The sequence below is a fragment of the Bradyrhizobium sp. BR 1433 genome (assembly GCF_051547665.1).
Lineage (GTDB): Bacteria > Pseudomonadota > Alphaproteobacteria > Rhizobiales > Xanthobacteraceae > Bradyrhizobium > Bradyrhizobium australafricanum.
Genome location: NZ_JBPUGG010000001.1, coordinates 2,404,366 through 2,423,070, shown reverse-complemented (window position 1 = coordinate 2,423,070; position 18,705 = coordinate 2,404,366). Strand labels below are relative to the sequence as shown.

11 protein-coding genes and 4 pseudogenes are annotated in these 18,705 nt (G+C 65.7%); 9 read left to right on the top strand and 6 right to left on the bottom strand.

Going from position 1 to position 18,705, the window contains the following annotated elements; translation table 11 throughout:
• Positions 1 to 8: 8 nt before the first annotated feature.
• From ftsZ to ACSKB9_RS12170, 6 genes and pseudogenes are all read left to right on the top strand, one after another.
• Positions 9 to 1,802, top strand: coding sequence for a cell division protein FtsZ (gene ftsZ, locus ACSKB9_RS12195; protein WP_438073401.1), 1,794 nt, complete (start codon positions 9 to 11; stop codon positions 1,800 to 1,802).
• Between the two features lie 350 nt (positions 1,803 to 2,152).
• Positions 2,153 to 3,114: pseudogene (lpxC, locus tag ACSKB9_RS12190) on the top strand (UDP-3-O-acyl-N-acetylglucosamine deacetylase).
• A gap of 258 nt (positions 3,115 to 3,372) precedes the next feature.
• A pseudogene (locus ACSKB9_RS12185) lies at positions 3,373 to 4,280 on the top strand (outer membrane protein assembly factor BamD).
• Between the two features lie 13 nt (positions 4,281 to 4,293).
• Positions 4,294 to 5,965 (top strand): annotated as a pseudogene (gene recN, locus ACSKB9_RS12180) (DNA repair protein RecN).
• Positions 5,966 to 5,972: 7 nt separating this feature from the next.
• Positions 5,973 to 7,490 carry an NAD-dependent DNA ligase LigA gene (gene ligA, locus ACSKB9_RS12175; protein ID WP_438073399.1) on the top strand — a complete coding sequence of 506 codons (1,518 nt, stop codon included), beginning with the start codon at positions 5,973 to 5,975 and terminating at the stop codon, positions 7,488 to 7,490.
• A complete protein-coding gene (locus ACSKB9_RS12170) occupies positions 7,438 to 8,121 on the top strand; it encodes a BRCT domain-containing protein (RefSeq protein WP_438073398.1) in 684 nt (227 codons plus the stop codon). The genes ligA and ACSKB9_RS12170 overlap by 53 nt, the downstream gene beginning before the upstream one ends.
• 94 nt (positions 8,122 to 8,215) lie before the next feature.
• Here ACSKB9_RS12170 and ACSKB9_RS12165 read toward each other — a convergent pair whose 3' ends face one another.
• Both ACSKB9_RS12165 and ACSKB9_RS12160 read right to left on the bottom strand, forming a co-directional pair.
• Entirely contained in the window at positions 8,216 to 9,505 is a 1,290-nt protein-coding gene (locus tag ACSKB9_RS12165) for a multidrug effflux MFS transporter (RefSeq protein WP_438073396.1), read from the bottom strand.
• Positions 9,506 to 9,814: 309 nt separating this feature from the next.
• The gene (locus ACSKB9_RS12160; RefSeq protein WP_438073394.1) at positions 9,815 to 11,644 is read right to left on the bottom strand and encodes an aminopeptidase P family protein; all 1,830 of its coding nucleotides are present in this window, start codon (positions 11,642 to 11,644) and stop codon (positions 9,815 to 9,817) included.
• Between the two features lie 190 nt (positions 11,645 to 11,834).
• Between ACSKB9_RS12160 and ACSKB9_RS12155 the strand changes: the two genes are divergently transcribed.
• Positions 11,835 to 12,020, top strand: coding sequence for a hypothetical protein (locus ACSKB9_RS12155; protein ID WP_229190139.1), 186 nt, complete (start codon positions 11,835 to 11,837; stop codon positions 12,018 to 12,020).
• A gap of 18 nt (positions 12,021 to 12,038) precedes the next feature.
• Here ACSKB9_RS12155 and ACSKB9_RS12150 read toward each other — a convergent pair whose 3' ends face one another.
• The gene (locus ACSKB9_RS12150; protein WP_438073392.1) at positions 12,039 to 12,545 is read right to left on the bottom strand and encodes a hypothetical protein; all 507 of its coding nucleotides are present in this window, start codon (positions 12,543 to 12,545) and stop codon (positions 12,039 to 12,041) included.
• Positions 12,542 to 13,425 (bottom strand): annotated as a pseudogene (locus tag ACSKB9_RS12145) (50S ribosomal protein L11 methyltransferase). Before ACSKB9_RS12145 ends, ACSKB9_RS12150 begins: the two are co-directional and overlap by 4 nt.
• A gap of 170 nt (positions 13,426 to 13,595) precedes the next feature.
• Between ACSKB9_RS12145 and ACSKB9_RS12140 the strand changes: the two are divergent.
• The gene (locus ACSKB9_RS12140) at positions 13,596 to 13,760 is read left to right on the top strand and encodes a Flp family type IVb pilin (protein WP_438073391.1); all 165 of its coding nucleotides are present in this window, start codon (positions 13,596 to 13,598) and stop codon (positions 13,758 to 13,760) included.
• A gap of 262 nt (positions 13,761 to 14,022) precedes the next feature.
• On the opposite strand, the gene ACSKB9_RS12135 is transcribed toward ACSKB9_RS12140, so the two are convergent.
• Complete coding sequence (locus tag ACSKB9_RS12135; RefSeq protein ID WP_438073390.1) at positions 14,023 to 15,624, bottom strand: phytoene desaturase family protein; 1,602 nt, start codon at positions 15,622 to 15,624, stop codon at positions 14,023 to 14,025.
• A gap of 179 nt (positions 15,625 to 15,803) precedes the next feature.
• On the opposite strand from ACSKB9_RS12135, the gene ACSKB9_RS12130 reads away from it, so the two are divergent.
• The gene (locus ACSKB9_RS12130) at positions 15,804 to 18,065 is read left to right on the top strand and encodes a spermidine synthase (protein ID WP_438073388.1); all 2,262 of its coding nucleotides are present in this window, start codon (positions 15,804 to 15,806) and stop codon (positions 18,063 to 18,065) included.
• Positions 18,066 to 18,089: 24 nt separating this feature from the next.
• Here ACSKB9_RS12130 and ACSKB9_RS12125 read toward each other — a convergent pair whose 3' ends face one another.
• Complete coding sequence (locus ACSKB9_RS12125; RefSeq protein ID WP_438073386.1) at positions 18,090 to 18,677, bottom strand: TetR/AcrR family transcriptional regulator; 588 nt, start codon at positions 18,675 to 18,677, stop codon at positions 18,090 to 18,092.
• Positions 18,678 to 18,705: the final 28 nt, after the last annotated feature.

The following is an 18,705-nucleotide window of genomic DNA, read 5'->3' as shown; positions in this document are numbered from 1 at the left end:
AGGCAACCATGGCACTCAATCTGACACCCCCTGACATCAGCGAGCTGAAACCGCGGATCACCGTCTTCGGCGTCGGCGGCGCGGGTGGTAATGCCGTCAACAACATGATCACCGCCGGGTTGCAGGGCGTCGACTTCGTCGTCGCCAACACCGACGCGCAGGCGCTGACCATGTCGAAGGCGCAGCGCATCGTGCAGATGGGCACCCAGGTCACCCAAGGCCTCGGCGCCGGTTCGCAGCCCGACGTCGGCGCTGCGGCCGCGCAGGAGGTCATGGACGAGCTGCGCGATCATCTCACCGGCGCCAACATGGTGTTCGTCACCGCCGGCATGGGCGGCGGCACCGGTACCGGTGCTGCACCCGTGATCGCCAAGGCCGCGCGCGAGATGGGAATCCTCACCGTCGGCGTGGTGACGAAGCCGTTCCACTTCGAAGGTCAGCGCCGCATGCGCACCGCCGAGCACGGCATCGCCGAGCTGCACAAGGTGGTCAACACGCTGCTGATCATTCCGAACCAGAACCTGTTCCGGGTCGCCAACGAGAAGACCACCTTCGCCGACGCCTTCGCGATGGCCGACCAGGTGCTGTACTCGGGCGTCGCCTGCATCACCGACCTGATGGTCAAGGAAGGTCTGATCAACCTCGACTTCGCCGACGTCCGCGCCGTGATGCGTGAAATGGGCAAGGCGATGATGGGCACCGGCGAAGCCACCGGCGAGAAGCGCGCGCTGACCGCCGCGGAAGCGGCGATCGCCAACCCGCTGATCGACGACAGCTCGATGAAGGGCGCCCGCGGCCTCTTGATCTCGATCACGGGCGGCAAGGACCTGACCCTGTTCGAGGTCGACGAAGCCGCCACCCGCATCCGCGAGGAGGTCGACGCCGACGCCAACATCATCGTCGGCGCCACCTTCGACAAATCGCTCGACGGCGTCATTCGCGTCTCGGTGGTCGCAACCGGCATCGAGCAGGCGGCGATCGCCTCCCGCGCCCAGGCTCCCGCCGCGCAGCAGTCGGGCGGTTCGCCGGAGAGCCGGCTGGCCGATCTGACCGCCCGCCTGCGTGCCGATAATCAGCGCATGGCCGAACGTGCCCAGAAGCTGGAACCGCCGACCGGCGTGACGGTCGCCCCGATTGCAGCTCCCGCCGCTCCGCAGCAGCGTCCGGCCGTCGAGCGCGCCGCGCTTGCGGCGATCGCCGCCGCGGTTGCTCCCGACAGCGCACCGGCCGCCCAGGCGCCGATGCAGCCGGCCTCCTACGGTGACGTCACCGTGCGGCCGATTGCCCAGAAGCCCTCGCTGTTCCCGGACCACGAGGCCGCCCGGGCCGAGCAGCATGAGCCGATGCCGCCCGAGACCTTCATCCCGCAGGCGGCGGAACGGTCGCCGGTCCGTGCTCCGCGGATGCCGAAGTTCGAGGATCTGCCGATGCCGGCGCAGGCCGAAATCCGCCAGGCCAATGGTGACGGCGAGGCGGAGCACCACCCGCAGAAGACCCGCCTGTCGCTGCTGCAGCGGCTGGCCAATGTCGGCCTCGGCCGCCGCGACGAGGAGACCGAGCCGCCGATCGCGGCCCGTAGCTCCGGTCCGGCCATGCCGACGATGCCGCCGCTGCCCGAGCGCAAGCCGGCCCGCAGCGTCGCCCAGCAGATCTCGGCGAACGAATCGCCGGTATCCGAATATGCAAAGCGCCCTGCGCCGCAGGGTCTGGACGCTCATGGCCGCCAAGCACCTGTTGCCCCGGCGCCACAGGGCGACGACCATCTTGATATCCCGGCCTTCCTGCGCCGGCAGGCAAACTGAAGTTTGTTACAACCTTGGCCACGAAGAAGGCCTCGGCGGGGAACCGCCGGGGCCTTTTCCTTGTCGCGGGCAGGCGATCGCGCCGGATGAACAAGCAACTGATTTTAAATGATTAATTATTCTTTCGGTGGTCAGATGGCGCGTTGCCGAGGACCGCTTTCGCTGCCGTAGTTTGGTTTACCTTGGGCGTGAATGCGGCGGAGATGGGGTAACAATCGGTAAAGAAGCGTGAGTTGGCGCGGTTTAGGGCCGTGACTATGGTCTGCCGTGACTTGGGGAGCTCAAGCGAGTCGGCCTTGGGGAAATTTGGCCACTTGAATTGAGTGAAGTCGGGTAGTGGGCATTATCGAATGAAGTTCAGCCGTCAAACAACGCTTCGGTCGCAAGCCACCGTGACTGGCGTAGGCGTTCATTCCGGTCTTCCTGTCAGTCTCACCATGGGACCTGCACCTGTTGATGCGGGTTTTATTTTGTCCGCACCGGTCTCGACGGTTCCGACCGTGAAGTCGTGGCCACCGCCGATGCGGTGATCGCGACCGAGTTCGCGACGGTGCTGGGTGACCGCGAAGGGCCGCTGGTTTCGACCGCCGAGCACGTGCTCGCGGCGCTGCGCGGCATGGGCGTCGACAACGCCACCATCGAAGTCGACGGCGCCGAAGTTCCGATCATGGACGGGAGCGCTGCAGCGTTCGTCGCGGCGATCGATCAGGCCGGGATTGTGACCCAGCCCGGTGTCCGCCGCTTCATCCAGGTTTTGAAGCCGGTGCAGGTCAAGATCGGCGAATCGGTTGGCGAGCTGCGTCCGTTCGCCGGCGGGTTCCGCACCGAAGTCGAGATCGATTTCACCAACCAGGTGATTGGCCGCCAGACCTTCACCTTCGATCTGTCGCCGGAAGGTTTCCGCCGCGAGGTTGCCCGTGCCCGCACGTTCGGCTGTATGAGCGACGTGGCGCGGCTGTGGGGTGCAGGCTTCGCGCTCGGCGCGTCCTTCGACAACACCGTGGTGTTCGACGAGGCCCGTCTGCTCAACGCCGAGGGCCTGCGCTACGCCGACGAATGCGCCCGCCACAAGGTGCTCGACGTGATCGGCGATCTGGCGCTGGCCGGCCTGCCGCTGCTCGGCAGCTACCGTTCGGTACGGGGCGGCCACAAGCTCAACAACGCGGTGCTGAAGGCGCTGCTCGCCGACCGCAGCGCCTGGCGGGTGGTCGAATCGGAGACGGCTCGGCGGCCGGCCCGTGGCCATGTCGAAGCCGGTGCAGGCACCGTGGGCGGCCTCGTCGCCCCGGCCTATGGCCCGGACGTGTCCTGATCGCCCAAGTCCTGATCGCCTGGCCGGTCGGGCCCAATTTCCGTAATAACCACAGCAGGCTGTGAGCTTCGCCGGGTCGCCTTATTCCCGGCGGAATGGCTCCGTATTCGGTTGGTCCACGGTCATTTTTCGGCTAAGCAGGCCTGCGGTTGCGAGTAACGGCAGTCAAGGCACTGGAAATATTGCATCCATGACCGCGGTTCGTGGGTGGAGTGGGGTCGCCGTTAACCGCATCAAAGGCGTCAGGTTTTAAAATTCATGTCGGCAATGCGTATGGCGCTCGAATCACGCAATTCTTCTGACGTCTCCGGCCTGACCAAGGCCGCGCGCACGCTGCGTTTTGCGGCGGGCCTGATCGTGCTGGCCATGCCGCTCAGCGGCTGCGGCACCGGCGCGCTGTGGGACAAGTTCATGGCCAAGGACGACACGTTCGTCGATGAGCCCGCGGACAAGCTCTACAATGAGGGCTTGTACATGATGAACGAGAAGAAGGACCTGAAGGCCGCCTCGAAGAAGTTCGAGGAAGTCGACCGTCAGCATCCCTATTCCGACTGGGCGCGCAAGTCGCTCTTGATGTCGGCCTATTCGTTCTACCAGGCGGGCGACTACGACAGCTGCATCGGCTCTGCCACCCGCTACGTCACGCTGCATCCCGGCAGCCCGGACGCGTCCTACGCCCAGTACCTGATCGCGGCCTCGCATTTCGACCAGATCCCGGACATCTCGCGCGACCAGAGCCGCACCGAGAAGGCGATCGCGGCGCTCGAAGAGGTGGTCCGCAAATATCCGACCTCGGAATACGCCACCCAGGCCAAGTCCAAGATCCAGGCTGCGCGCGACCAGCTCGCCGGCAAGGAAATGGCGGTCGGGCGCTATTACATGGGCAAGCGCGACTTCACCGCCGCGATCAACCGCTTCAAGACCGTGGTCACGCAGTACCAGACCACGCGCCACGTCGAGGAGGCGCTGTACCGCCTCACCGAGGCCTACATGGCGATCGGCATCGCCGGCGAGGCGCAGACCGCGGCCGCGGTGCTCGGCCACAATTTTCCAGACAGCCGCTGGTACAAGGACGCATATAATCTAGTAAAGTCCGGCGGTCTGAGCCGAGCGAGAATCAGGGTTCCTGGATCAGCAGGACCTTCAAGAAGATAGGTCTCGGCTAGGAATTGTCCTCGCATGCTGGCGCGTCTGTCGATCCGTGACATCGTCCTGATCGAACGGCTCGATATCGAATTTTCCCGTGGCCTCGCGGTGCTGACCGGCGAAACCGGCGCAGGCAAATCCATCCTGCTCGATGCCTTTGCGCTGGCGCTCGGCGGCCGCGGCGATGCCGGACTGGTGCGCCACGGCGCCGAACAGGGGCAGGTCACCGCCATGTTCGACGTCCCGAAGGGGCATCCGGCGGCCGGGATTTTGGCCGAGAACGGCCTCGACGACACCGGTGAGATGATCCTGCGCCGCGTGCAACTCGCCGACGGCCGCACCCGCGCGTTCATCAACGATCAGGCGATCAGCGTGCAGACCCTGAAGGCGGTCGGTGCCGCGCTGGTCGAGATCCATGGCCAGCATGACGAGCGCGCGCTGGTCGACGCCTCCACCCATCGCCAGCTGCTCGACGCCTTCGCCGGACACGAGAAGGACGTCGCGGCGCTGGAAGCGCTGTGGGATATCAGGCGGACCGCCAATGCTGATCTCGACGAGCATCGCGCCGGCATGGAGCGCGCCGCGCGTGAGGCCGACTGATCTGCGCCATGCCTCGCAGGAATTGAAGACGCTGACGCCGAAGGAAGGCGAGGAGACCGAGCTCGCGGGTCGCCGCACCACCATGATGCAGGGCGAGAAGATCGCAACCGATCTGCGCGAGGCGCAGGAGGCGATCGGCGGCTCGCATTCGCCGGTGACGTCGCTGTCGGCGGCGGTACGGCGGCTGGAGCGGCGCGCCGCCAATGCGCCTGCGCTGATCGAGCCCGCGGTCAAGGCGATCGATATTGCGATCAACGCGCTGGAAGAGGCCGACCAGCATCTCAACGCCGCGCTGGCGGCGACCGATTTCGATCCGGCCGAGCTGGAGCGCATCGAGGAGCGGCTGTTCGCGCTGCGCGCCGCCTCACGTAAATATTCGACGCCGGTCGATCTGCTGGCTGCGCTGGCGGCGCAATATGCCGGCGACGTCGCGCTGATCGATGCCGGCGCCGACCAGCTAAAGAAGCTGGAAGCGGCCGCCGGTGAAGCCGACAAGCGCTATGCGGCGGCTGCCGCCAAACTGTCGGCGGCGCGCACCAAGGCCGCCGAGAAGCTCAACAAGGCCGTCAACGCCGAGCTTGGGCCGCTCAAGCTCGAGCGCGCGAAGTTCATGACCCAGGTCGACAGCAACGCGGCCGCGCCGGGACCGCAGGGCATCGATCGTGTCGAGTTCTGGGTGCAGACCAATCCGGGCACCAAGCCGGGGCCGATGATGAAGGTCGCCTCCGGCGGCGAGCTGTCGCGCTTCCTGCTGGCACTGAAGGTCGTGCTGGCCGATCGCGGCTCGGCACCGACCTTGGTGTTCGACGAAATCGACACCGGCGTCGGCGGTGCGGTGGCCGATGCGATCGGCTCGCGGCTGGCGCGCCTCGCCGGCAAGGTGCAGGTGATGGCGGTGACGCACGCGCCGCAGGTCGCGGCCCGCGCCAGCCAGCATCTCCTGATCTCCAAGGACGCGCTCGACAAGGGCAAGCGGGTCGCCACCCGCGTCAACGCGCTCGCCGCCGACCACCGCCGCGAGGAGATCGCGCGCATGCTGGCCGGCGCCGAGATCACCGCGGAGGCGAGGGCGGCCGCGGAACGGCTGCTCAGGGCGGCGAGTTAGTTCGCTGATGGCCACCAAAGCCAAGAAAGCGCTGGTCGACGTCGACAAGCTCACCAAGGCCCAGGCCAAGGTCGAGTTGATGCGCCTTGCGCTCGAGCTCGAAGGCCATGACAAGCGCTACTATCAGGATGACGCGCCGAGCGTCACCGACGCCGAATACGACGCGCTGCGGCAGCGTTACAATGCGATCGAGAAGCGCTTCCCTGAATTCGTCACCGCGGAATCGCCGTCGCAGAAGGTCGGCGCCGCGCCGTCGGGGCGCTTCAGGAAGGTTCGTCATTCGCTGCCGATGCTGTCGCTCGACAACGCGTTCGCGGAAGCTGACGTGGTCGACTTCGTCGGACGCATCACGCGCTTCCTCAAGCTGCCGGACGACAAGATCGATTTCTCGGCCGAGCCGAAGATCGACGGGCTCTCGATGTCGCTGCGCTACGAGGGCGGCGAACTCGTCACCGCGGCAACGCGCGGCGACGGTGCCGAGGGTGAGGACGTCACCGCCAACATCCGCACGCTCGAGGACGTACCGCAGAAGCTGAAGGGCCGCAACGTGCCTGACATCTGCGAGGTGCGCGGCGAGGTCTACATGACCAAGAAGGCGTTCCTCGCGCTCAACGAGCGACAGAAGGCGGCCGGCGACACCATCTTCGCCAATCCGCGCAATTCGGCGGCCGGCTCGCTGCGGCAGAAGGATCCCACAATCACTGCCTCGCGGCCGCTCGGCTTCTTCGCCTATGCCTGGGGCGAGATGAGCGCCATGCCCGCGGATACCCAGGCCGGCATGATCCGCTGGTTCGAGCGGTGCGGCTTCAAGACCAATCCGCTGACCAAATTGTGTCACTCGGTCGAGGAGCTGATCGCGTTCCATCGCAAGATCGAGGAGCGGCGTGCCGAGCTCGACTACGACATCGACGGCGTCGTCTACAAGATCGATCGCATCGACTGGCAGGAGCGGCTCGGCTTCGTCTCGCGCACGCCGCGCTGGGCGATCGCGCACAAATTTCCGGCCGAGCGCGCCATGACGGTGTTGCGCGACATCGAGATCCAGGTCGGGCGCACCGGTTCATTCACGCCGGTCGGCAAGCTCGAGCCGGTCGGTGTCGGCGGCGTGATCGTGCAGAACGTCACGCTGCACAATGAGGACTACATCAAGGGCATCGGCAACAAGGGCGAGGTGCTGCGCGAGGGACGCGACATCAGGATCGGCGACACCGTGGTGATCCAGCGCGCCGGCGACGTGATCCCGCAGGTCGTTCGACGTCGTGATCGACAAGCGGCCGAAGAGCGCGAAGGAATTCCACTTCCCGAAGAAGTGCCCGTGCCCGCTGCACACCGACGTGGTGCGCGAGGAGACTGCGGCCGGCGAGGAGGGCTCGCGCGCCCGCTGCACCGGCGAGTTCGCCTGTCCGTTCCAGAAGGTCGAACACCTCATTCTGTTCGTGTCGCGCCGCGCCTTCGACATCGACGGTCTCGGCGTGAAACAGTTGCAATATTTCTTCGACGAGGGATGGGTCAAGGAGCCGGCTGATATCTTCACGCTGCAAAAGCGCAACGCGAAGCTGAAGCTCGAGGACATCGAAGGCTACGGCGAGACCTCGGTGCGCAATCTGTTCGCCGCGATCGACAGCCGGCGCAGGATTGGCCTGGAACGCTTCATCTACGCGCTCGGCATGCGCCATGTCGGCGAGACCACCGCGCTGGCACTGGCGCGCGGCTATGGCTCCTGGGACGCGTTCCACGATGCCTGCCTCAAGGTCGCCAAGGGCGACGAAGAAGCGATGGCGGAGATGGATGCGCTCGACCAGATCGGCGACACCGTGATCAAGAGCATCGCCGACTATTTCGGCGAGAGCCACAATCGCGGCATCGTCGAGCGGCTGACCGGAGAGCTCGACGAGATCATCGACGCCGAGAAGCCGAAGAGCAATTCGGCGGTCGCCGGCAAGACCGTGGTGTTCACCGGATCGCTCGAAAAGATGACGCGCGACGAGGCCAAGGCGACGGCCGAACGGCTGGGCGCCAAGGCGGCCGGTTCGGTGTCGAAGAAGACCGACTACGTCGTCGCGGGGCCGGGCGCCGGCTCGAAGCTTGCCGAAGCGCAGAAGCACGGCGTCCAGGTGCTGACCGAGGACGAGTGGCTGAAGCTGATCGGGGAGTAGGATGTCCGTCATTCCGGGGCGCCTCGAAGAGGCGAACCCGGAATGTCGAGATTCCGGGTTCGATGCTGCGCATCGCCCCGGAATGACGAACTGCTCACATCATCCCCTGCTCGTCCTCCTCGGCCTGCGCGATCAGCTCCTCGCTCACCACTACCTGCCGCCGCGGCACGACGAAGATCATGGTGCAGGCGCAGGCGATCGAGATCGCGAAGATCGCCGCGGTCAGCGGCAGCGTCGTGGTGGAGTGGCCGCCGAGATAGGCGCCGAATTGCGAGATCAGCGAGCCGATGCCCTGCTGCAGGAACCCCATGGCGCCCGAGGCGGTGCCGGCGGCCTCGGGCCGGATGCTGATCGCGCCGGCGGCGGAATTGGCCATCACGAAGGCGTTGGCGATCATCACGATCATCTGGGTGCCGAACAGCCAGAGCGGGGCCTGGTTTACTCCGGTAAAACTCCAGACCAGGTTCAACAGGCTGCCGCCGACCTGCAGCGCGAGGCCGAACCAGATCAGTTTCTCCAGCGAGTGCCGCGGCGCGAAGCGCACGCACAAGAGATTGCCGACAAAGTAGCCGAACCCCGTCATCGCGAACCATGCGCCATACTCGGCACTGGTCCGGCCCATCTGGGTCACCACGATGTAGGGGCCGCCGCCGGCGAAGGCGAAGATGATCTGCGACGCCAGCACCTGACACAGCAGATAGCCGACGAAGGCGCGGCTCGTCATCAGCTTGCCGAGGTCGCCGCGAAAGCTGGAGCTGTCGGCGCGGTCGCGGCGGGTTTCCGGCAGCGCCAGCGCGATGAAGATCGTGGTGATCAGCGACGCCGCGGTGATGAGATAGAGGATCGCGCGCCAGCCGAATGTGGTCTCCAGCAGGCCGCCGGTCAGCGGGCTCACCATCTGCGCGATCATCAGCGCGGCGACGACGAGGCTGATCATGGCGCCGACCCGCTCGCGCGGATAGAGGTCGCGGACGATGGCGCGGCTGATCACCATGCCGCTGGCGCCGCCGAGCGCCTGGAAGAAGCGTGCCGCGATTAGTTGCGGGAGGGTCTCGGCGAAGACCGAGCCGACGCCGGCCACGACCATCAGGCCGAGGCCCGCGAGCAGCACCGGCCGGCGGCCGAACCTGTCGGACAGCGGCCCCATGATCAGCTGTGAAAGCGCGATGCCGACCATGTAGAGCGACACGGTCATCTGCGCGATCCCGATGTCGCGCCCGAATGTGGTCGCCAGCACCGGTAGCGCCGGCACCAGCATGTAGAGCGAGATCGGCGCCACGCCCGTCATCACGACGAGCATCAGCAGCATGACCTTCGATGTCGCGATGTTGTCTTTGATGTTGTCTTGGGCCGCGCCGGGCGGCTTGCCCATCACGCCGTGCATTCAGGTCCGATCCAGCATTGTGGAAAGACTGTAGCGTGCCCGTCCGACCGGAATACGGGTGTTTCGGCATACGCCCATGCGATTTCAGGAGACGCGGTGACGATGTTTCGTCTCGCGCAATAAACCCAATGTCGTCAGCTGCGAATTCCGCTGTCGTCCTCCGCGAAAGCAGGGGACCCAGTATTCCAGAGGCAGGCGTATTTGAATTGATAGGCCGCGGTGTACTGGATCGATCCTCCGCTTTCGCGGGGGATGACACCGAGCGTTAGGGGGGACGACGTCGAGTGTGCGGATGCCTGGAGGGCGCCGCTACTTCAGCGCCGCCGTCGCCTCATCCAGCCACAGCTTCGTCGCGTTGTCGTCGAGATGCGGGCGCACCGCATGCGCGACGCGGGCGTGGTAGTCGTTGAGCCAGGCCAGTTCGTCCGGGCTCAGCATGCCGACCTCGATCAGGCGGCGATCGATCGGCGCCAGCGTCAGCGTCTCGAATGCATTGATCGGCTTCTCGGCGCCGGCAATGTCGGTGCCGATCACGAGCTCGAGGTTCTCGATCCTTATGCCGTAGGCGTCGGTCTTGTAGTAGCCGGGCTCGTTCGACAGGATCATGCCGCGCTTCAGCGGCGTGGCGCCGAGCTTGGAAATCCGCGCCGGCCCTTCATGGACGCTGAGATAGCTGCCGACGCCGTGGCCGGTGCCGTGCTCGAAATCGATTCCGGCCTGCCAGAGATATTGCCGCGCCAGCGTGTCGAGCTGGGCGCCGGTGGTGCCGTCGGGGAAGATCGCGCGGGCGATCGCGATATGGCCGCGCAGCACGCGGGTGAAGCGGTCGCGCATCTCGTCGGTCGGCTTGCCGATCGCGATGGTGCGGGTGACGTCGGTGGTGCCGTCCTCATATTGCGCGCCGGAATCGATCAGCAGGAGGTCGCCTGGCTCAATGCGGCGGTTGCTCTTGCGCGTCACGCGGTAGTGCACGATGGCGCCGTTCGGCCCGGTGCCGGCGATGGTCGGGAAGGAGACGTCCTTCAGCGCGCCGGTCTGGCGGCGGAACGTCTCCAGCGCCTCGACGGTGTCGATCTCGGTGAGGCCGCCGGAGGGCGCCTCGCGGTCGACCCAGGCGAGGAAACGCACCAGCGCCACCGCGTCGCGCTGATGCGCCGTGCGCGTGCCCTCGATCTCGGTGACGTTCTTGACCGCCTTCAAGAGGCTCACCGGATCGCTGCCGCGCACCGGCTTGCCGCCGGCACCCGCGATCAGGCGGCTCAGGGCGTCGGCTGCGGTCGCGCTGTCGAGCGCGATCGAGGCGCCGCGCTTGGCGAGCTCGGTGAGTTTTGCCGCCAGCGCCGCGGGTTGCTCGACGTCGGCCGATTGCTCGAGATGGTCGCGCGTCGAGTTGGACAGCTTGCGCTGATCGATGAACACCAGCGGCCGGCCTTCCTTCGGCACCAGCGCATAGGACAGCGGCAGCGGCGTATGCGAGACGTCGGCGCCGCGGATGTTGAAGGTCCAGGCCACCGCATGGCTGTCGGACAGCACCAGCGCGTCGACGCCGAGCTTGTTGATCTCGAGCCGGATGCGCTTGAGCTTGTCGGCTTCGATCTCCCCGGAAAACTGCGCGCCGTGGATCGTGACCGGGCCGAGCGGCGGTGCCGGCCGCTCGTGCCAGATCGCATCAACCGGATTGCCGTCGACGGCGACCAGTTCCGCGCCGGCCTTGGCGCAGGCCGCTGCCAGTCGTTCGGCTGCCGCAGAAGTGTGCAGCCAGGGGTCAAATCCTAGGCGGTCGCCGGCCGCCAGATGCCGGGTCAGCCAGTGCTCCGGTGGCGGCTCGACCAGCGGCTCGACCTGCCAGGCCTTGCGGTCGACCTGCTTGCCGGCCTGCAGCGTGTAGCGGCCGTCGACGAACAGGGCGGCCTCCTTGCTCAGCACGATCGCGAGCCCAGCCGATCCAGTGAAGCCGGTCAGCCAGGCGAGCCGCTCCTCGGAGGCCGCGACATATTCATTCTGCTGCTGGTCGGCGCGCGGAACCACGAATCCGGTCAGCTTGCGCCGCGCCAGCTCCTCGCGCAGCGCGCTCAAGCGGGCAGTCAGCGCCACGCCGCCTTCGGGCTCTTCGAACGTCTGGAAATGGGCTTCGAACATCGCCGTCGCACTCTCTTCGGATGGGGCATGACCTTCGCGCGAGCGCGGTCAAGCATGACCATATTTTTGGCATAACTTATGCTTGAATATGGCATAGTGGAATTGGCCGGACGATGTCCACTGCACGTCAACGGTCAAGCGTACGGGGAGTGTCCAGGAGTGTCTCAACTCAACGGTGAGGAGATGCACGATGCCTGCATTCACGTTTGAGAAGATCTCGCCGCCGGTCCGCCGCGGCCCGATCGCGCCGGTCGAACAGAAGCAGCGCGGCGTCATCGTCCAGATGCTGGACCGCCTTGTCGAGGCGCGCGCCAGGCGTGCGGCCGGTCAGGACAAAGTCGAGACTAACCGTAGCGATTCGCCAGCGCCCGAATAGACAACCCGCGGATCGCGGCTACCGTTCCAGGTCGGGCGCCTTCGCCACGGTCACATTGACGAGCTTGCCGTCCTCGAGTTCGCGTACGATCCGTTCATCGGGGCCGACAATGCCGAGATCGAATTCGCGCTCGGGCGTCACGAGTGTCATGCGTTGGCCGGCGATCACGACGACGGTCATGTCGAGCGTCTCGCCGGAGATCGCCCATTCCCTGAGCTCGTTGCAAAACGGCTCTTTGCGCCAGGCGTCGGGGAAGCCCGGATCGCATCTGACCTCAAGACCATCTTCCGACGTGGTCAGGACGAGCTTCGACCTGGAAGGCTTCCAGTGCTCCTCCAGCAGCTCGTTCGCCAGCCAGACGCAGCTGAACGAGCGGCATTCCGCCGGCCGGCCCGGATAGATCCGGCAGCCGCGCCCCGGCTTGCAATGCGGGCACCACGTGTTGGCGGGCTTGGCCAGTTCCTCGATCGCCATCACCTTGCAGCAGAGCGTGCAGTCGCCGCACTGTCTGCCGGTCGCGGTCACTTCACGAAGCGCAGCAGCAGGCTGCTCCAGCCCTCGATCTTCAGATGCCGCAGCGGCACCAGACCGCGGGCACGGTAGGCGGCGATGACCGCCGGCGCCTGGTGCGTCAGCAGGCCCAGAGAATGACCTGCGCCGACGAGGCGAGGTGGCGCGCCATCGGGCCGGCCAGCTGCCGCAGCGGATTGGCGAGGATGTTGGCGAGCACCAGGTCGAACGGACCGTCCTCGGCAAAACGCGGCGACGCAAATCCGGTGGCGCGGATCACGTCCACCAGATCGCCTGTGCCGTTCAGCCGGGCATTCTCCTCGGCGACCCTGACCGACGGCGGGTCGATGTCGCTCGCCAGCACCTTGCCGTGCAGCGCCTTGGCGGCGGCGATCGCCAGTACGCCGGTCCCGGTGCCGAGATCCAGCACGCGCCGGGGCTGATACGCCTTCAGCACGTGGTCGAGCAGCAGCAGGCACCCGCGGGTGGTGCCGTGATGGCCGGTGCCGAAGGCCAGAGCCGCCTCGATCTCGACCCCAAGCTTGTTGGGGGGTATCCGGTGCCGGTCATGCTGGCCGTGGACGATAAAGCGGCCGGCGGCGACCGGGACAAGATCCTCCAGGCTGGCCTTGACCCAGTCCTTGGCCTCCACGGTATCAAAAACTAAAGTAGATGCGACATCCTGCCGCACAACTTGGCCGACCAGCTCGCGCAGTAAATTTTGGTCCGGCGGCTCGGCAAAATGGACGGTGACGTCCCAGCGGCCATCCGGCCGCTCAAAGGCCGCAAACGCCGCCTGATCCTCGAAAAACAGCTCAGAAAGCGCGTCTACCACGCGCTTTGCGGTCGATTCATCTGGAAGCGTGACGCTGGCGCGGTGCGTGGACGGGGTCATCGGAGGCCGGTAGCGCGGTTTTTGTTAAAATTTCAAGCCGGATTCAATCGAATATCGCGAGAATTGAGAGGTTCCCGGTTCAGACAACCTTAGATGTTGCCGTACTACTACGGTCGCGGAACTGGGAACACCCTTCGTTCCAAGGCATCACAACCAAGGGCAGGGCTGCAATGAAGGCTTTTATCGTTAGGTTTTTGCGGAATGAATCCGGCGCGACCGCCATCGAATACGGACTGATCGCAACCGGTATCGCCATCGCCATCATCGCTGCGGTGAATGGCGTCGGCACGGCACTGAGCGGGACCTTCAACTCGATCAGCGGCTCGCTGAAGTAATTTCTCGAACGGCGTTCTCAGGGAAGCACCGGGCGACTTGTCGCCCGGTGTTTTCTTTTGACAGCTTGTCCACAGAGCCACGCGCAGCTTGTCGACAAGACGTCAACAGCGTTCTCCCGGGATTGTCAGCGTCTGTCGCACAGCCGCTCCACAGTGGCATCCACCGGTTATCCCGTCTTGAGGCAAGGCCGCCGTCCTCCGTAGGCCCACAGCTTCTCAACACGCCTGTCCACAGCTTGTCCCGCGGCGCGCGGTGCGTCGTCTACGCGAACAGCGCCCGATGGTCGGCCAAAATCGCCCGCGCGGCATTGTGGCCGGGGGCGCCGGTGACGCCGCCGCCGGGATGGGCGCCGGAACCGCAATGGTAGAGACCCTTCAGCGGTCCGCGATAGTCGGCATGGCCGAGCATCGGCCGCGCCGAGAACAATTGGTTCAATGTCAGCGCGCCGTGAAAGATGTCGCCGCCGAGCAGGCCGAATTCCCGCTCGAGGTCGAGCGGCGACAGGATCTGGCGGCCGATCACGCTGCCTGCGAACCCGGGCGCGTAGTGGTCGACGGTTGCGATCATCAGATCGGCGACCTCTTCGCGATGATCGTCCCACGATCTGCCGTCGGGCAGTTGCGGCGCGACGTGCTGGCAGAACAGGCTCGCGACATGCTGGCCCGGCGGGCTCAGGCTGTCGTCGAGCGTCGAGGGGATCAGCACCTCGACGACCGGCGCGCGGCTCCAGCCGAATTCGCGCGCATCGTGCCAGGCGCGATCCATGTAGCCGAGGCTCGGAGCGATGATGATCCCGGCCGTGAGGTGATCCCCTGGGCCGGGCAGCGCGGTGAACGAGGGCAGGGCATTTAGCGCCACATTCATCCTGAACGTGCCGGACCCGTTCCGCCATCGTGAGATGCGCGCGCGAAACTCGGGCGCCAATGCGCCCTCCGGCACCAGGCGTGTGTACAGCAGCTTCGGATTGACGTTCGAGACGACGTATTTGGCGCGCACGGTCTTGTCATTGTCGAGGACGACGCCGACGGCGCGCTGCTTCTCGACGATCACCTCGCTGACGGCAGCATCGGTTTCGATCTCGACGCCATGGCTGCGCGCGGCACGCGCCATCGCCTGGGTGATCGCACCCATGCCGCCGATCGCGTGGCCCCAGACGCCTTTCTTGCCGTTCACCTCGCCGAACGCATGATGCAGCATCACATAGGCCGAGCCCGCCGCGTAGGGGCTGGCATAATTGCCGACGATGGCATCGAAGCCGAATAGCGCCTTGACGAGGTCGTTTTCGAAACGCTCATCGAGCATCTCGCCGGCCGATCGCGTGAACAGGTCGAGCAGATTGCGCTGCTGTTCCATCGACAGCCGGCGCAGGATGTTGGCGGTGCCGAGCGCGTTGAAGGCCTCGCTGATCGCGTCGACACCAAAACCTTCGACGAGGTTCGGCGGCGCGCGCAGCACGAATTGCCGCAGCACGTCGGCGATGGCTTCGAGTTCCCCTGAGAACACGCCGATTGCGGCCGCGTCCTTGTGGCTGAGCTTTTCGACCGACTCCCGGGTCCGGCCTTCGCCGGTCAAAAGATAGCTGCCGTCGGGCGCGGGGAGGAAGTTCTGCGCGCGCCGCTCGACGATCCTGAGGCCGTGATCGGCAAGTTTCAGGTCAGACATGATCTGCGGATTGAGCAGGCTCACCGTGTAGGCGGCGACCGAATTGCGGAAGCCCGGGCAAAATTCTTCGGTGACCGCGGCGCCGCCGACCACGTTGCGGCGTTCCACGACCTTCACGCGCAGCCCGGCCATCGCGAGATAGGCCGCGCAGGTGAGGCCGTTGTGCCCCGCACCGATGATGACGACGTCTGTTTCGTTCATGTCCGCTTCAAGAAGCAGTGATTAGAGCATGTGCTGTGGCGCCGCAGCGCCGCGTCGTCAAGTCCGCGTGACCGCCGTTTCTTGTCCGTGATAGTGCCGTATGCTCAACTGAAATCCTCCGGTGGGGTGCCACCGGACTGTCCGCCTCCGGCGCCCGCCGGGTCCATGCCGGAGCTTTCATGACGTCTGAGCCGACCGCCTCGCGCAACCGGCTGGTGCTGGTTGTCTACACCGCCGCGATCTTCGTCAGTGCCCTGTTGCTGTTCTCGGTGCAGCCGCTGTTCACCAAGATGGTGCTGCCGCGGCTCGGCGGCTCGCCGGCGGTGTGGTCGGTGGCGATGGTGTTCTTCCAGTCGCTGCTGCTCGGCGGCTACGCCTATGCGCATCTCCTGATGAAGCTGAACGGCCGTATTGCGCCGGTCGTGGTGCATCTGGTGCTGCTCGTCGTCGCGTTGCTGACCTTGCCGCTCGCGATCAGGAGCGGCTGGGGCGAGCCGCCGACGTCCGGCTATGCGGTCTGGCTGCTCGGCCTGTTCGCGGTTTCGATCGGCCTGCCGTTCTTCGCGCTCGCCGCCAACAATCCGCTGCTGCAGGCCTGGTTCGTGCGCACCGGACATCCCAATGGTCCGGATCCGTATTTCCTCTACGCATCCTCGAACATCGGCAGCTTCCTCGCGCTATTGTCCTATCCGGTGCTGCTCGAACCGATGTTCACGTTGCGCACCCAGAACCTGATCTGGACTGGCGGCTATGGTCTCTTGATCGTGCTGATCGCGGGGTGCGGCGTGCTGCTGTTGCGGTCGCCGGCCAATGCCGCCCTCGACATGCAGGTCGATGACGCCAATGCGCCGGCGCCGTCCTGGTCGCTGCCGGCGCGCTGGATCTTCCTCGCCGCGGTGCCGTCCGGTCTCCTGATCGCGGTGACGGCGCATATCTCGACCGACGTCGCCGCCGCGCCCTTGCTCTGGGTGCTGCCGCTGTCGCTGTATCTTTTGACCTGGGTGCTGGTGTTCCAGTCGCGGCCACTATTGCCGCACAAATGGATGCTGCGGGCGCAGCCGCTGGCGATTGCCGGCGTCGTGATCCTGCTTGCGGTCGGAGGCGAGCAGAACCTGCTGCTCACGCTCGGTGGCCATCAGCTCTGCTTCTTCATCATCGCGATGGCCTGTCACGGCGAGCTCGCGCGCACCCGCCCGGCGGCGAAATATCTCACCGGCTTCTACGTCGCGCTGTCGTTCGGCGGCATGGTCGGCGGCCTGTTCGCGGGGCTTATTGCGCCTTTTACTTTCTCGTGGGTCGCCGAATATCCGATCCTGCTGGCGCTCGCGGCGCTATGCCGTCCGCCCGGCGGCGCGGAGCGGCTGCCGCGCTGGAGCGCCTGGTACTGGCCGTTCCTCGCGGTGCTGGCGGTGGCGCTGATCGCGCCAAGCTATTCGGCCGGCGACATCTTCAACTGGTTCGACGTGCACCGGGTCTGGGTGATCGGCGCGGTCGGCGTGCTCTCGGCGCTGCTGGCGCTCGCGCTGAACGCCAATCGCTGGAAGATCTTCGCCACCGTGGTGGTCGCGCTGGTGGTGCTGCGTGCCTATCCATCCGACGACGGCCGCGTCGAAACCGTGCGCAGCTTCTTCGGCGTGCACAAGATCGTGGTGACGCCGAACGGGCACTATCACGTGCTGATGCATGGCACCACGATCCATGGCGCCGAGAAGTTCAAGAACGATGACGGCACGCCGGTTACAGGAACGCCCGAACCGATCAGCTACTATCACAAGGACGGCGGCATCGGGCGGGCGATCACTGCAATCCGCGAGCGCAAGGGCGCGCCGCTGAAAGTGGCGGTGATCGGGCTCGGTTCGGGGACGCTGACCTGCGCGTCGGCCCCCGGCGAGGACTGGCGCTTCTTCGAGATCGACCAGTCGATGGTCGATACCGCGCGCGATCCGAAATACTTCACCTACATCCAGAACTGCGAGCCGAACCTCAAGCCCGTCATCGGCGACGCGCGGCTGACCTTCGCCAAGGAGCCGGACGGCGCCTACGATCTGATCATCGTCGACGCCTATTCGTCGGACGCGATCCCGATCCATCTCGCGACCGAGGAGGCGATGGCGATCTACAAGGAGAAGCTGGCGCCGCAGGGCGCGGTCGTGATGCACGTCTCCAACCGTCACCTCGAGCTTGCCAGCGTCGTGGTCGGCATTGCGGACGCCAACGACATGAAGAGCTGGGTCTACAGTGAGGATTCCGGCCGCGACAACGAGTACATCTTCTCGACCTCGGTCGTGGTCTCCGCGCGCGAGGAGGAAGACGTCGGCAAGCTCGCATCGTCGGATGTCTGGACCGAGACCGAAGCCGACGAGAAGCAGCGGGTCTGGACCGACGACTATTCGAACGTGCTGGGTGCAGTGTACCGGCGCCTGCGCGACGGCGAGCAGTAATGCGATCTGTCGCCCGATAGCTCTCTAGCGATCCGCGACCAGCAGCTTTGCGAGCTGGGGCTTGACGATCGCGGCAAACATTCCGGGATCGTCGAAAGCCCTCGCCGAGAGCATTGCCCCATGAACCGATGCCATCAGCATCTGGGCCTCCTCGTCCGGCCGCTTGTCCAGCCGGAACAGATGCTGCTCCGCGCCGGCCCGCAGCACCGAGCTGAGCCATCCCGCAAGATGATGGAAATGGGCGCGGACGCGATATGCGACCTCGTCCGGCAGCATCGGCATCTCGCCGGCAAGCATCGCGCAGACGCAGAACGGCAGCGAGGCATCGCCGATGCACGCCTGCCAGTAGTTCACGTAAGCGTGCAGTTGGTCGGCCGGGCTCGCGAATTGCTCCTGAAGCGACTTCAGGCCCAGCTCGGTCTGCTGCCGGTAGCGATCCACCAGCGCGGAGACCAGCTCGGCCTTGGTCGGGAAGTGATGGTGGATGCTCGCCTTCCGGATACCGATGGCGTCGGAAATGTCGGCATAGCTGAAGCCGTTGTAGCCCCCCGCGACGATGAGGGGCTGCGTGATGTCGAGAATTTTTTCAGAAGTCGAAATCATCACGTTCACGTCATGCCTACCTTCCAGTAGGTAAATT

Bases quoted from the DNA above. Each gene is read 5' to 3' on its own strand.
- ACSKB9_RS12130 (WP_438073388.1), top strand. From the start codon at position 15,804: ATGACGTCTGAGCCGACCGCCTCGCGCAACCGGCTGGTGCTGGTTGTC.
- ACSKB9_RS12160 (WP_438073394.1), bottom strand. From the start codon at position 11,644: ATGTTCGAAGCCCATTTCCAGACGTTCGAAGAGCCCGAAGGCGGCGTG.
- ACSKB9_RS12165 (WP_438073396.1), bottom strand. From the start codon at position 9,505: ATGCACGGCGTGATGGGCAAGCCGCCCGGCGCGGCCCAAGACAACATC.
- ACSKB9_RS12140 (WP_438073391.1), top strand. From the start codon at position 13,596: ATGAAGGCTTTTATCGTTAGGTTTTTGCGGAATGAATCCGGCGCGACC.
- ftsZ (WP_438073401.1), top strand. From the start codon at position 9: ATGGCACTCAATCTGACACCCCCTGACATCAGCGAGCTGAAACCGCGG.
- ACSKB9_RS12135 (WP_438073390.1), bottom strand. From the start codon at position 15,624: ATGAACGAAACAGACGTCGTCATCATCGGTGCGGGGCACAACGGCCTC.
- ligA (WP_438073399.1), top strand. From the start codon at position 5,973: ATGGCCACCAAAGCCAAGAAAGCGCTGGTCGACGTCGACAAGCTCACC.
- ACSKB9_RS12155 (WP_229190139.1), top strand. From the start codon at position 11,835: ATGCCTGCATTCACGTTTGAGAAGATCTCGCCGCCGGTCCGCCGCGGC.